The organism is Paenibacillus sp. Pae15 (assembly GCF_024519685.1).
In the GTDB taxonomy this organism is placed as follows: Bacteria; Bacillota; Bacilli; order Paenibacillales; family NBRC-103111; genus Paenibacillus_G; species Paenibacillus_G naphthalenovorans.
In genome coordinates, this window is sequence record NZ_JALJRM010000025.1 from 1 (window position 1) to 12,610 (window position 12,610).

Consider the following 12,610-nt stretch of genomic DNA (forward strand, 5'->3'; position numbering starts at 1 on the left):
TTTTTTTGCGCCTGCAGGTCACAAATTCTGGTTACACAAACTATTGTACATCATCCAGATATGACTGGTTAATCATGAAAAAGTATTCCAAGAAGTTCCCAAAATCAAAAAAATATAAACGAAAATTGTACAAACTAAAAAAATTATTCAAGAAAAATGGGGTCATTCCATATGAAATTATGAGACGCCGTACCGGTAAACCCAATTTTCAAAACTTACGGCTGAACAAAAAAGGAAAAATCATCGTTATTGATTATGGAAATTTTAAATTTATCCGTAATAACCGTTTATCAAGCTGAAGCATGAAACCACAAAAAGAGGAAGAACCCTCCCGGATCTCCGCTTCCTTGAACCGGCATAAAATAAAATACGTGTCCGAGCGACTGGCACGCAAGCGTGAAAGTCACAGCGGACACGTATTTGCTTCGAAAAGGAATTATCCTATACTTCCCTCCATCTCAAACTTGATCAAACGGTTCATTTCGACCGCATATTCCATCGGCAGCTCTTTGGTGAACGGCTCAATGAAGCCCATAACGATCATCTGGGTCGCTTCCGCTTCCGTCAATCCGCGGCTCATCAGATAGAAGAGCTGATCCTCGGATACTTTGGAGACCGTCGCTTCATGCTCCAGCGTGATGTTATCATTCATGATCTCGTTATACGGGATCGTATCGGACGTCGACTGATTATCCATAATCAGCGTATCGCATTTGATGTTGGCTTTCGAGCCCTGGGAGTTGCGCCCAAAGGAGGCCAGACCGCGATAAGTGACCTTACCGCCGTGCTTGCTGATCGATTTCGAGACAATCGTCGAAGTCGTATCCGGAGCCAGATGTATCATTTTGGCGCCTGCATCCTGATGCTGTCCTTTGCCGGCAACAGCGATAGACAATACCATGCCTTTAGCGCCGCGGCCTTTAAGAACAACGGCAGGATACTTCATGGTCAATTTCGAACCAATGTTGCCGTCGACCCATTCCATTGTAGCATTCTCTTCAGCTACGGCCCGTTTGGTAACGAGGTTGTAGATATTTGGAGCCCAGTTCTGGATCGTCGTATAACGTACGCGGGAGTCCTTCAAGCAAATAATTTCAACGACGGCGCTGTGCAGCGAGTTGGTGCTGTAAACCGGCGCCGTACAGCCTTCGACATAGTGCACGAAGCTGCCTTCATCGGCGATGATCAGCGTCCGCTCGAACTGCCCCATGTTCTCGGAGTTGATCCGGAAGTAAGCCTGCAGCGGTATTTCCACCTTTACGCCCTTCGGTACATAGATGAAGCTGCCGCCGGACCATACGGCGCTGTTCAGTGCAGCGAACTTGTTATCGCTGGGAGGAACAATCGTTCCGAAATATTTTTTGAAAATTTCCGGATGCTCTTTAAGAGCCGTGTCCGTATCCATAAACAGAACGCCCTGATCTTCCAGGTCCTTCTGCATGCTATGATAAACAACTTCCGATTCATATTGGGCAGAGACGCCGGCCAAAAACTTCTGTTCCGCTTCCGGAATTCCCAGCTTGTCGAACGTTTCTTTAATTTCGGTAGGAACTTCCTCCCAAGTTTTACCTTGTTTTTCGGAAGGTTTTACATAATATTGGATATCGTTAAAATCGAGATCATCCATATTTCCGCCCCAACGCGGCAATGGCATCTTCATAAACTGCTCCAGGGATTTCAAACGGAATTCCAGCATCCATTCCGGTTCGCCCTTCATTCTGGAAATTTCCGTTACGATTTCCGGGGTCAGCCCTTTACCGCTTTGAAATACGGCTTTGTGCTCGTCACGAAAACCATATTTATACTCTCCGAGTTCCGGCATTTTTTTTGCCATCGTTCTCAGCCTCCTTATTTCGCATTGGATTGTTCAATACCTTTTCGCAAGGCATTCCAAGCAAGTGTGGCGCATTTGATCCGGGCCGGAAATTTATTCACGCCGGACAATGCTTCCAAATCCTCATATTCGAATTCAACGTTTTCGCCCTTCATCAGCCCGGAAAATTTCTCAGCCATCTCAAGCGCTTCTTCCAGCGTTTTGCCCTTAACGGCATCTGTCATCATGGATGCGGAAGAGAGACTGATCGAGCATCCTTCGCCCAAAAACCTGGCTGCTTTGACCTTACCGTCTTCCACCTGCATTTGGAGCTGGATTTTATCTCCGCAGGTTGGATTGTTGAGATTGATGCTGACCGCTTCGCCTTCAAAGGTGCCGCGGTTACGCGGATTTTTATAATGATCCATAATGACTCTGCGGTACAAATCATCCAATTGCATGACCGAAATACTCCTTTGCTTTGATTAGAGAAGCGATCAAACGGTCTACATCGGTTTCGTTATTATAAAGATAAAAGCTTGCGCGCGCGGTAGCCGTTACATTAAGCCAACGCATCAGCGGCTGGCAGCAATGGTGTCCCGCACGGACGGCGACACCGTTAGCGTCAAGAACGGTTGCGACATCGTGAGGATGCACATCATCCAAGTTAAAGGTGATCAGCCCCGCCCGGTCTTTCTGCGGACCGTAGACGGTCAGCCCTTCAATTTCAAGCATCCGCTCTAGAGCGTATGCCGTAAGCTCCTTCTCATGCTTGTCGATAACATCCATTCCAATGCTCTCGAGAAAATCGATGGCTGCGCCGAGGCCGACAGCCCCTGCAATAATCGGCGTTCCCCCTTCGAACTTCCACGGCAGGTCCTTCCATGTAGATTCGAACAGTCCGACATGATCAATCATTTCGCCGCCGAACTCGATCGGTTCCATTTCCTGAAGAAGTTCCTTCTTGCCGTACAGCGCGCCAATTCCAGTGGGGCCGCACATTTTGTGACCGGACAAAGCGTAGAAATCGCAATCCAACGCCTGAACGTCAACCTTCAAATGGGGTGTGCTTTGCGCGCCGTCTACGACGATTTTGGCTCCGTTCCGATGGGCAATCTCGGCAATTTCCTTTACCGGATTCACTACTCCAAGCACGTTAGAAACATAAGTCACGGATACGATCTTGGTATTGCCGGTAATCGTTTTTTCTACATCCGCCAAGCTAATGGTCCCGTCTTTTTGGAGCGGAATATATTTTAAGACAGCTCCGGTCGCCTTGGCCACCTGCTGCCATGGTATGAGATTGCTGTGATGCTCCATCGGAGTAATCACGATCTCGTCTCCCTTTTGGCATACGGCTCTCGCATAGCTGGAAGCTACCAGATTGAGGGCTGTCGTCGTACCGCGGGTAAAAATAACTTCTTCCGTGAATTTTGCATTAATGAAGCGGCGCAGCTTTTCGCGCGCCCCTTCATAAGCATCCGTTGCCCTTGAACCAAGAGTATGCACACCGCGGTGCACATTAGAATTATCCCACTCATAATAATGTTTAACCGCCTCGATGACGGACACCGGTTTCTGGGATGTAGCCGCCGAGTCCAGATATACCAGAGGATGACCATTCACTTCCTGATGAAGAATGGGAAACAGCTCCCGGAGTTCTGCCGTATTCATTGTCCCAGCTTCCTTTCGACCAGCTGACGCAGCTGCGATCCGATTTGCTCTAATGGAATCTTGGATACCACCGGATCCAAAAACCCGTAGATGATCAAGCGCTCAGCCTCTTGTTTTGAAATACCCCTGGACATGAGATAATAAACTTGTTCCGGATTAACCTGGCCTACAGATGCGGCATGGCCCGCTTTCACATCGTCTTCGTCGATAAGCAGAATCGGGTTTGCATCGCCTCGCGCTTTCGGGCTCAGCATCAGTACCTTTTCGGTTTGCTCACCATTGGCTTTGGTCGCGCCTTTTTCAATTTTTGTCACACCGTTAAAAATCGCTGTCGCCGTATCGCGCATGACCGCACGGGTAATCATATTGCTCTCGGAATGCTTGCCAAAGTGTACCGCACGGGTCGTTACGTTCAGTTTTTGATCCTCGGTACCAACGCAAATGACTTTGGCATCCGAATTCGATCCTTTGCCCTTCAGGAGGGTCGTCGTATCGGACATCGCGTTGCCGTAATGCATCTCTCCGATAATCCATTCCACGCTGGCGTCGTTTTCTACCACGGCGCGGCGGTAAGTCAAATTTGTTACGCTCTCGTCCAGGTTATGAACGGAAGCGAAAGTAACCTTGGCTTCGGGTTTAACAACGACCTCTGCCACGCCGTTATAGACCAAACCGTTGAGCTTGCCTTGAGAGATGAAATTGTCAACGTAAGTAACCGAGGCATGCTGTTCGGCTACGATCAGAACATGCGGGGAGAAGACGGCTTCTCCGTCATCGGTTATGAACAACGCTTGGACAGGCACTTCCACCTGAACGTTCTTGGGCACGTACAAGAATACGCCGCCGCTCCATAATGCCGTGTGCAGCGCGGTCAAGCGGTTCTCGCTTTTGTCCACGACGCTCATGAAATACGGCTTCACCAGATCTCCGTGAAGGTTCAATGCTTCTTCCAGACTGGTAAAAATCACGCCTTGCCGCTTCAGCGATTCGGATATGCTGCTGTAGATCACGCCTGAATTATGCTGCACCAGCAAATTATCCGGCTGTCCCTGACCTTCGTTTTGAAGCAAGCTCTTGGCTTCGGCCGGCAGCTCGTCGAGAGAACGGGCGGCCTTTACCGGTTTATAGTTTCCGAAGGATTGAAGATTCCAACGGTCGATTCTTGTTTTTTCCAATTTGGGCAATTCCAGCGATCCTGCCAGCTCCAGCGCCTCTTCGCGCAACGCGGTCATCCATTCCGGCTCCCGTCTTGCTTTGGACTGCTCCACCAAGCTCGCACGATCGATGGGAAGAACGGTTTGTGTACTCATTGATAATTCCTCCTGTTTTCCTGATCGGTCGCTTAAAATTTAGGAGCCGTAGTATTCATGGGCATCTTGAATTCTTCTTCATCTTGCCCTACTCTTTCGTCAACGATGCCGAGCTCTTCCTTGATCCAGTCATACCCTTCGTTTTCCAGACGCTCGGCCAGCTCCGGTCCGCCCGACTTCACGATGCGGCCCTGCATCATCACGTGAACAAAGTCCGGTTTGATGTAGTTCAAAAGGCGTTGGTAGTGCGTGATGATCAGGAAGCCGCGATCTTCAGAGCGCATCGCATTGACGCCTTCCGCCACAATGCGCAGCGCGTCGATATCCAGACCCGAATCGATTTCGTCGAGGATGACGATTTTCGGTTCCAGCATCATCATTTGCAATATTTCGTTGCGCTTCTTTTCACCGCCGGAGAAGCCTTCGTTCAAATAACGGTGCATGAACTCAGGGTTCATCTCCAGATCTTTCATTTTGGCTTCCATTTGACGAATGAACTTGATCAGCGATAATTCGTTGCCTTCGCCGCGGCGGGCATTGATGGCGCTGCGCAGGAAGTCTGCGTTGGTGACGCCTGTAATTTCACTTGGATACTGCATGGCCAGGAACAGGCCGGCACGCGCTCTTTCGTCTGTCGCCATTTCCAGTACATCCTCGTCGTTAAGCGACACGGAACCGCCTGTGACTTCATACTTGGGATGTCCCATCAACGTGGAAGCCAACGTACTTTTGCCCGTTCCGTTCGGTCCCATGATGGCATGCACTTCGCCGCCATTGATGGACAAACTGAGTCCTTTCAAAATCTCTTTTCCTTCGACAGTTGCCTTCAAACCGTCTATAATCAATTGTGGTCTTTTCGTCATAACCATTGAGCCTCCAACTTTGAGTTATTCTTTATTAATAATTATTTTAAAGTGATTCTCACTGATTCTCAATTATATTATACCTTACATGTAAAAATCAATAAAGACCCGTTTTTAACCCAACGCGGCCTTTAATTCGGAAATTTGAGCGATCCATTCCTTATCCGCCAGAACCGGCCGGCGCGGAACTTTATTCAAAAGAGCCGGGGGCAGACTTATCCACGACTTGCACCCGTTATATTCGGAAAGCACCGGTATACGCACCGCCTGGTCCAGTTCATATACTCTGAGCAGCATGAGATGCAAGGGCTTGGTCCGTTTCCATTTGAGCCGCTCCTCGGCAAAAGAATCGGTCCAAATGTGAAATCGCGCGATACGGTCCAGTTCCTCTTGAGACGAGATGAGGATGTCCTCCGCAAGCTCTGCGCAGCAGTTGATGACCGCCTCCGTCTGCCTGCCGCTCCACCCGGCCTCTACTTCTTTCACTTCGCTTCGGTATTCGGGCTTGATCAATTCTTTTTTTTGATGCTCGTAGGTCGGATATAAATAAAAGCTCTCGCTTTCCACTTGAAAGTCCTTCGTTTCCTCCCGGATCCCGCCCTTTCGCATAATCAGAAGCTGACGGCCTGTCCGCAGCGCCTCAACCGCCACCGCCCACTCCTTCAAGCCGACAGCTTGTTCTTGCTCCAGTCCGCGCATGCTGTACCCCCCTTGTCCTATACTGCGCTAACCTTTTCCATTTACGATATTATAGTTCTTCATCCAAAACAATGCAATTCCGATGCGGCATAAAAACAATCGCTTATATCGATAATAAAAATGCTGCATCAAACCAAAAACGAGGAGGATGAAGAGCTATGCGCGAAGGACTGATTCCAACAGTTTTGGGGACAGCTGTCACTGCGTCCGGTGCCGCTCTGCGCAACAAATATCCGATGGCCGCCGCGGCGGTCGTGGGGTTTGGACTGGCACACGTCGTTTTGGGAGCTATCGATTTGGTGGAGCACCGCAACAAAATGTTTTAATCATCTTATTTTGCTGGGTGAACGAAAAAGGGAAGGCATCATAGCCTCCCTTTTTTCATATTATAAGATTTTATTTGCCGTCGTATACATACACAGCCGCTTCACGGATCCGTTCGAACTGCTCCCGGTTAACTTTCATAGGATTGGTCTGCAGGGCGCCGTCCGGATTTACCGCCGAAACCCATCCCAGGATAAGCAGCACTGCGACAGCGGCAGCGGTAAAAACGATGCGCTCGAAACCTTTCTTCATAAGTCAATCCCCTTCATCTTTTATGACCTCAGCCATCATTGTATAAGTCATATATGATGCAAATATAATCGGGATGTGAACTTTTTGTAAAAACCGCCGTCCCTGCAAGGCTTGAAAAGCCAAAAACTTTCAACTTCTATTCCCAACGCGGCGGTATTTGATTTATACTAGAGGTTACAAGTTATGTCATGTAGAAGGAGGATATTCCATGTCCGCATATCGCGCGCTTACGGAAGCCGAAGCGATTGATTACGCAAGACAAATACCCGACCTGTTTCAGAAGGACAGCGAGCTGACCAGCAGGGAAATCGGAGACGGCAACTTGAATCTGGTGTTTCACATTTCAGAACCTTCAACCGGCAAAAGCATTATTCTCAAACAGGCGCTCCCCTATGCGAAAGTCGTCGGGGAATCCTGGCCTTTGACGTTGGATCGCGCGCGCATCGAGAGCGAGGCCCTGATGATTCAGGAATCGCTGTGTCCTGACCTGGTGCCGCATGTCCATGCCTATGAACCGGAGCTTGCGCTGACCGTCATGCAGGATCTCAGCGACCATGTCATCATGCGGCGCGGCTTGATGGAACGGAATAAATACCCGCTGTTTGCAAGTCATATCGGAACGTTTCTGGCCCGGACCCTTTTTTACACTTCCGACCTGGGCATGAACCAGCAGGATAAAAAAGAACAGGTGAAGCGCTTCATCAATCCGGAGTTGTGCAAAATCACGGAGGATCTCATTTTTGACGACCCGTATACGGATTCGCCGAACAATAACGTCCCGCCCGCCATCCGCGATGCGGTGGAAGCGGTGTGGAAGGATACGGAGCTGCATCTGGAGGTCGCCATCCTCCGCGAAAAATTTCTGACGCAGGCGCAGGCACTGATTCACGGAGACCTGCATACCGGAAGTATTTTTATCAAGCCGGATTCGACCAAGGTCATCGATCCTGAGTTTGCTTATTACGGCCCTATGGGCTTTGACATCGGAGCTGTACTTGCTAACCTGCTGCTGAATTTTGCAGCTCAGGAAGGCTGGAGCCCGGACGCCGCATCCCGTCAGGATTACCGGAATTATCTTACCCAAACGATCCGGGATATTTGGAAGAAGTTTGACTCCGAGTTCAGGGCGCTCTGGGACGAACACGGTGTGGACCGGATGTCCAAGACCCCCGGATACCAGGATTTGTACATGAAACGGCTGCTGCAGGATACGTTCGGATATGCGGGCTGCAAAATCGTCCGCCGCGTCCATGGTCTCGCGCAGGTAGCCGATATCAATAAGCTGGAGGACGAAGCGGCCAAAGAACGCGCCCAACGGATTGCTTTGGCGATCGGCACAACGCTGATCAAGTCTCACCGCAAAGCGGAGTCGATTGAACAAATGATTGAGATTGCGGAGAAAAACGTCAGCTAAGGGTTGGAATCATACAAAAGGAGCAATGGCCGTCATGACGATAGAACAACAACATACGCAAGGTTGGCTGCAATCCGTCCGGTGGAACTCGCTGGAGGATCATCTGGACCTGCTCGATCAGCGGCGGCTGCCGGAAGACATCGTTTACCTTCAGCTGACCACCTCGGAGCAGGTATGGGACGCCATCAAGCAGCTTGCGGTCCGCGGCGCGCCGGCCATCGGCATCGCGGCGGCGTTCGGGGTATATCTTGGCGTACGGAAGTTCTCCGGCAGCCGTGAAGCGCTGCTGGCGGAAATAATCCGCCAATGCGATTACCTGGCGACGTCGCGTCCGACGGCGGTGAATTTGTTCTGGGCGCTCGACCGGATGAAAGCACGGGCGCAGGCGCTGCTTGGTGGAACTGCCGAGCCTGTCGGCGTGGATGCAGTGAAGCAGGCGCTTCTGGACGAAGCCCGCGCCATTCAGGCGGAAGACGAGGAAACTTGCCGCCTGATCGGCGAGCACGCCTTGTCTTTGTTTGAGGATGGCATGGGCGTCCTTACGCACTGCAATGCGGGCGGTCTCGCCACGGCCCGGTACGGCACGGCGACGGCGCCGATGTATCTGGCCAAGGAAAAAGGCATGTCGCTCAAGGTGTTTGCCGACGAGACCCGTCCTGTTCTGCAGGGAGCGCGGCTGACCGCATTCGAGCTTCAGCAGGCCGGGATCGACGTCACTTTGATTTGCGACAATATGGCAGGGGCCGTCATGTCCAAAGGCTGGATCCAAGCCGTAATCGTCGGTACGGACCGCGTAGCCGCCAACGGAGACGTAGCCAACAAAATCGGCACATACAGCGTGGCTGTCCTGGCCAAGGCCCACGGCATCCCGTTCTATGTGGCATGTCCGATGTCAACCATCGATCTGAATACGCCGACCGGCGCCGACATCCCGATTGAAGAACGGCACGAGGACGAAATTACACAGGGCTTCGGAAAGCGTACGGCGCCGCAAGGCGTAAAGGTGTATAATCCTGCCTTTGACGTCACGCCGAACGAATATGTCACAGCGATTATCACGGAAAAAGGCATTATCCGCGCACCCTACGCGGAAAATTTGAAAAAACTGTTTGCGTAGAAGCCGATGCTTCGGGGATATCCCCGCTTCAGCGTAACGGAAATCAGCGGCCTGTACTGCAGCCGATATTCCAGATACTGGACTTATTGGGCTCCGAATGCACAAGCGGCTTACTTAACCAAATGGACCCTGCTTCTGTAGCAGGGTCCATTTGATTTATCCGGCTGGAGGAGGAACAGGTACAACCTTTACGGGCTTAATCTTACTGAGCCAATATTCGACGTCCCTTGTGCCGAAGCCCCCGCCATAGACATCGGCACGATCATTGATTTTACTTAGTATATCGCTGATATCCCGCAAACCGGGATATTCAAGATCGGGTCCGGTGAGGACCAGCACAGGACTATTCCTCAGCCCCCATTTGACCCCGATCGCTTTTAAGGTTTGGCCTGGAAACAATCGCGGCTTATTCTCCGGATCATATAAAGCGCTTGACAACGTGGGATCGGTGCCGTCTACGGTATAATAAATGGCTGCGTCAGCCGGCAAGGTCGACAATGTGACTTCAAACCACATATTGCCGGCGGGTTGAAGAGAAGGCACAATGGCGCCGACCTCCCGTCTTTGGTCTCGGATCACATCAATCCCAAAGGTCTGTGTTATCCCGCTTTGCGCTTGTACAACGACGGTGACGGGATTCGATCCTTCTTGCAAAAAGGAAACCTCAATGGACTGAGTCGTCGGATCGAAACGGGCCCCGGTTACCTGAACAATAGACGCGTAATCGGAAATGATCGGATCAAGCGTCACATGGGACATCTCGTTGGGTACCGTCACGATAAAGCGATCCGGGGCCCGCTCTACTACAGCCGATGGCGATTGGGCGTAAAGATGTTTAAGCTCCGCATCGTTCGACGGCAGACCTATCCTAATGGTCCATCGGCTTGGAATGTGTTCGACAGAATGAACGGTTAACGCGAGTGAGTACTGTTGTCCGTAAGGCAAGGAATCGATATGGATACGATTCATGTCACGCGTTACGCCTTCAGACGGGAACAAGTCAAACGTCGCTGACGGATCGCTTAAAACCACGTCCAGATTGGCCTGGTATACGCTTGAGGTAACAGGCATATAGAATGTTTGCAGATGCTCGTAAGGAATGAGCGGAGTCCCGTTATATGTCACTCCGGTAACCGTTGCCTGATATGGAAGAGTTTTGATGATATCCAGCGTATACAGCTTCTTCGTAAGCTGGTCCGCCGCAGTCACTTCAATCTTCGCCGTATTGTTCACTTCGGGAAGAAAAATGTGAAACGGCTCATTTTCCGGAAGCAGTTTCCCGTTTACTCGAACCGTTTGGCCGGGTTTCCGATCTACCGTCCCTTGTATACGATTTACGTTCCCCGGTACGTTCCAGGTAAGATGAGTATCGTCCAGATATCCTTGGCCGGCGCCGCTTTCGTTAACTGCCACATAAGTCAGATCCGCGGGTTCAATACGGTTTAGCGCAGCCGGACCGAGCACTTTGGCTATATAACCTTTTCGGTGCAAATCTCCCCAGTTCTTAAAAAAACCTCCGGAAACCCAAATATCCCCGTTGACAAGCGGCAGAAGAGCCGATACGCCGATGATGTGCCCGGGGCCTCCCATCGTTTGTTTCCAATGCTCTTCAAGCGACGCTCCAAACTTGTATACGTATCCCTTGTGCACGTCAGGATTGCCTGACGATATCGCTATTCCCCCTACGACAAATCCGCCGTCCGGCGCGGCCGCCAAAGCTCCATTACCGTTTGGAACCCATAAATCCGGCAGCAGCCGGGCTTCATCCGCATAAGAACCGTCTTCTTTGACGACATGTAACTCGGCGTTACCGGCATGGGGGGGAAATGACTCCCGCGTCCCCAGAATGACATACCGGTCTTCACCTGCTTGCGCAGCCGACACATAGGCCATCGGAGCCAAACCGGATTTCACCAATCCGTCCGTTCCGAAATCGTTAACCGGAGAAAGCGTGTCCGCGTCGGCGTTATAATGAACTTTAGCCAGAAGACCGTGATTCGCTTGCGTTACCTGATCCCGGGCATAACCTACGACCAAATAATGATCCGAACCGCCGACTTTGACGATTTTGTTTGCAAAATAAGAATCCGCTCCTGAAATCGTAGTCTGAGACAGGATCTGCAAGACCGGATCCGCATTTATTTTTAAACGGAACAGTTGTATGGCCCAAGCGGAATTGATATTCCGGTTGACCGCAATGATATACTCATCTGCGGACTCCATACGTACGATGGAGACGGGATCTGATTTTTCATCGCCTAATCCCGGGGAAAGAGCGGTCAAAGGTTGAAAGAAACCTGCCGGCCCTGCTCCGGGTATGGCCTCATAAACAGCCACAAAGGGACGATGCGTCCCACCCGGCGTATCCGCACGCGTTCCAACGACCAGATACCGGTTCTTTTTGATCTCCAGCACGTCATTCAGCTTGATATTCAACAGCGTGCTCTTCGCCGTGACTTCACCCTGCCCGTTCATCTTGTATAACTGGCTTGTCCCATAACGGGTACCCAGAGCGATCAGTCCCCCGTCCTCCGTCGGTTTCACGGTGGATATGTTCTGTGACATTTCGAACTCGGCAAAATGCTCCTCCAAGTGAAGATCCGGAGATTTGGCGCCCCTGTGCACGGTTAAAGTGTAAGGAGTATCCCCTTCTCCCACCCCAATCGTAATCCGGTTCGAGCCCCACAGCAGCGGGACAGGGTTCGAGGGATAGATAGACACCGAATGCTCATTCTCCGCTTCGGCAGCAATGGTCAGACGAGTGACGCTGCCGGAAACATCGATATCATATGTCCTGGTATTTGGGGAGAATTGAAAATCCGGAATTGCGTTGCCGTTTTGATCTGCGAGCGTTAGGGTATGTAATTCATATTCGATCGGATGGGCCTGTGTACGGTTGGCATCCATTTGCAAGAACAAGAAGAATAGCAGACATATGGCGGCTGCAAACCGAACCCTCTTCCGCCCAAACAGGTGGAGGCCGCAATCCGCCTCCGGCTTGTGAATCATAAATTTAACTTCCTCTCTGTATAGATCTACCATCCCTATCATATCTTATTTTCGGCAGGAAACCGGATTTTTGATAGATTTTTAGAAAGAAAGAGATCATCCGAAGACAGATGGAAGCCAAAGCTATTTCTTTTT

The 12,610-nt window shown here is 50.8% G+C and carries 11 protein-coding genes and 1 pseudogene; 4 read left to right on the forward strand and 8 right to left on the reverse strand.

The genetic code is table 11. The features are described from left to right. Positions 1-299, forward strand: a pseudogene (locus tag NR121_RS18635) (hypothetical protein); the annotation flags it as partial. Between the two features lie 137 nt (positions 300-436). Here the strand turns inward: NR121_RS18635 and sufB are convergent. The 6 genes from sufB to NR121_RS18665 all read right to left on the reverse strand — a co-directional run bounded on the left by sufB (position 437) and on the right by NR121_RS18665 (position 6,359). After that, a complete protein-coding gene (sufB, locus tag NR121_RS18640; protein WP_062406913.1) occupies positions 437-1,834 on the reverse strand; it encodes a Fe-S cluster assembly protein SufB in 1,398 nt (465 codons plus the stop codon). A 14-nt stretch (positions 1,835-1,848) separates the two neighbouring features. Further along, a complete protein-coding gene (sufU, locus tag NR121_RS18645) occupies positions 1,849-2,274 on the reverse strand; it encodes a Fe-S cluster assembly sulfur transfer protein SufU (protein WP_062406911.1) in 426 nt (141 codons plus the stop codon). After that, a complete protein-coding gene (locus NR121_RS18650; protein ID WP_062406909.1) occupies positions 2,261-3,487 on the reverse strand; it encodes a cysteine desulfurase in 1,227 nt (408 codons plus the stop codon). The genes sufU and NR121_RS18650 overlap by 14 nt, the downstream gene beginning before the upstream one ends. Then, the gene (sufD, locus tag NR121_RS18655) at positions 3,484-4,797 is read right to left on the reverse strand and encodes a Fe-S cluster assembly protein SufD (RefSeq protein ID WP_074727258.1); all 1,314 of its coding nucleotides are present in this window, start codon (positions 4,795-4,797) and stop codon (positions 3,484-3,486) included. The genes NR121_RS18650 and sufD overlap by 4 nt, the downstream gene beginning before the upstream one ends. A gap of 32 nt (positions 4,798-4,829) precedes the next feature. After that, positions 4,830-5,660, reverse strand: coding sequence for a Fe-S cluster assembly ATPase SufC (sufC, locus tag NR121_RS18660; RefSeq protein WP_054817165.1), 831 nt, complete (start codon positions 5,658-5,660; stop codon positions 4,830-4,832). Positions 5,661-5,774: 114 nt separating this feature from the next. Beyond that, positions 5,775-6,359 (reverse strand): DUF1802 family protein, encoded by a 585-nt coding sequence (locus NR121_RS18665; RefSeq protein ID WP_256831727.1) that lies wholly within the window; start codon positions 6,357-6,359, stop codon positions 5,775-5,777. Between the two features lie 158 nt (positions 6,360-6,517). Between NR121_RS18665 and NR121_RS18670 the strand changes: the two genes are divergently transcribed. Further along, positions 6,518-6,685: a hypothetical protein gene (locus NR121_RS18670; RefSeq protein WP_054817164.1), complete on the forward strand. Its 168-nt coding sequence runs from the start codon at positions 6,518-6,520 to the stop codon at positions 6,683-6,685. Positions 6,686-6,755: 70 nt separating this feature from the next. Here NR121_RS18670 and NR121_RS18675 read toward each other — a convergent pair whose 3' ends face one another. Then, positions 6,756-6,935, reverse strand: a complete 180-nt coding sequence (locus NR121_RS18675; RefSeq protein ID WP_054817163.1) for a hypothetical protein — start codon at positions 6,933-6,935, stop codon at positions 6,756-6,758. Between the two features lie 208 nt (positions 6,936-7,143). Between NR121_RS18675 and mtnK the strand changes: the two genes are divergently transcribed. Together mtnK and mtnA are read left to right on the forward strand one after the other, a co-directional pair. Beyond that, positions 7,144-8,349 carry an S-methyl-5-thioribose kinase gene (gene mtnK / locus NR121_RS18680; protein WP_054817162.1) on the forward strand — a complete coding sequence of 402 codons (1,206 nt, stop codon included), beginning with the start codon at positions 7,144-7,146 and terminating at the stop codon, positions 8,347-8,349. 25 nt (positions 8,350-8,374) lie between these two features. Next, a complete protein-coding gene (mtnA, locus tag NR121_RS18685; protein ID WP_373864963.1) occupies positions 8,375-9,466 on the forward strand; it encodes an S-methyl-5-thioribose-1-phosphate isomerase in 1,092 nt (363 codons plus the stop codon). Between the two features lie 156 nt (positions 9,467-9,622). Here mtnA and NR121_RS18690 read toward each other — a convergent pair whose 3' ends face one another. After that, the gene (locus NR121_RS18690) at positions 9,623-12,475 is read right to left on the reverse strand and encodes a cadherin-like beta sandwich domain-containing protein (RefSeq protein WP_256831733.1); all 2,853 of its coding nucleotides are present in this window, start codon (positions 12,473-12,475) and stop codon (positions 9,623-9,625) included. Positions 12,476-12,610: the final 135 nt, after the last annotated feature.

Coding starts and splice junctions, on each gene's coding strand:
- NR121_RS18675 (WP_054817163.1), bottom strand. CDS start 6,935: ATGAAGAAAGGTTTCGAGCGCATCGTTTTTACCGCTGCCGCTGTCGCA.
- sufB (WP_062406913.1), bottom strand. CDS start 1,834: ATGGCAAAAAAAATGCCGGAACTCGGAGAGTATAAATATGGTTTTCGT.
- sufD (WP_074727258.1), bottom strand. CDS start 4,797: ATGAGTACACAAACCGTTCTTCCCATCGATCGTGCGAGCTTGGTGGAG.
- sufC (WP_054817165.1), bottom strand. CDS start 5,660: ATGACGAAAAGACCACAATTGATTATAGACGGTTTGAAGGCAACTGTC.
- NR121_RS18650 (WP_062406909.1), bottom strand. CDS start 3,487: ATGAATACGGCAGAACTCCGGGAGCTGTTTCCCATTCTTCATCAGGAA.
- mtnA (WP_373864963.1), top strand. CDS start 8,375: ATGGCCGTCATGACGATAGAACAACAACATACGCAAGGTTGGCTGCAA.
- sufU (WP_062406911.1), bottom strand. CDS start 2,274: ATGCAATTGGATGATTTGTACCGCAGAGTCATTATGGATCATTATAAA.
- NR121_RS18670 (WP_054817164.1), top strand. CDS start 6,518: ATGCGCGAAGGACTGATTCCAACAGTTTTGGGGACAGCTGTCACTGCG.
- NR121_RS18690 (WP_256831733.1), bottom strand. CDS start 12,475: ATGATTCACAAGCCGGAGGCGGATTGCGGCCTCCACCTGTTTGGGCGG.
- NR121_RS18665 (WP_256831727.1), bottom strand. CDS start 6,359: ATGCGCGGACTGGAGCAAGAACAAGCTGTCGGCTTGAAGGAGTGGGCG.
- mtnK (WP_054817162.1), top strand. CDS start 7,144: ATGTCCGCATATCGCGCGCTTACGGAAGCCGAAGCGATTGATTACGCA.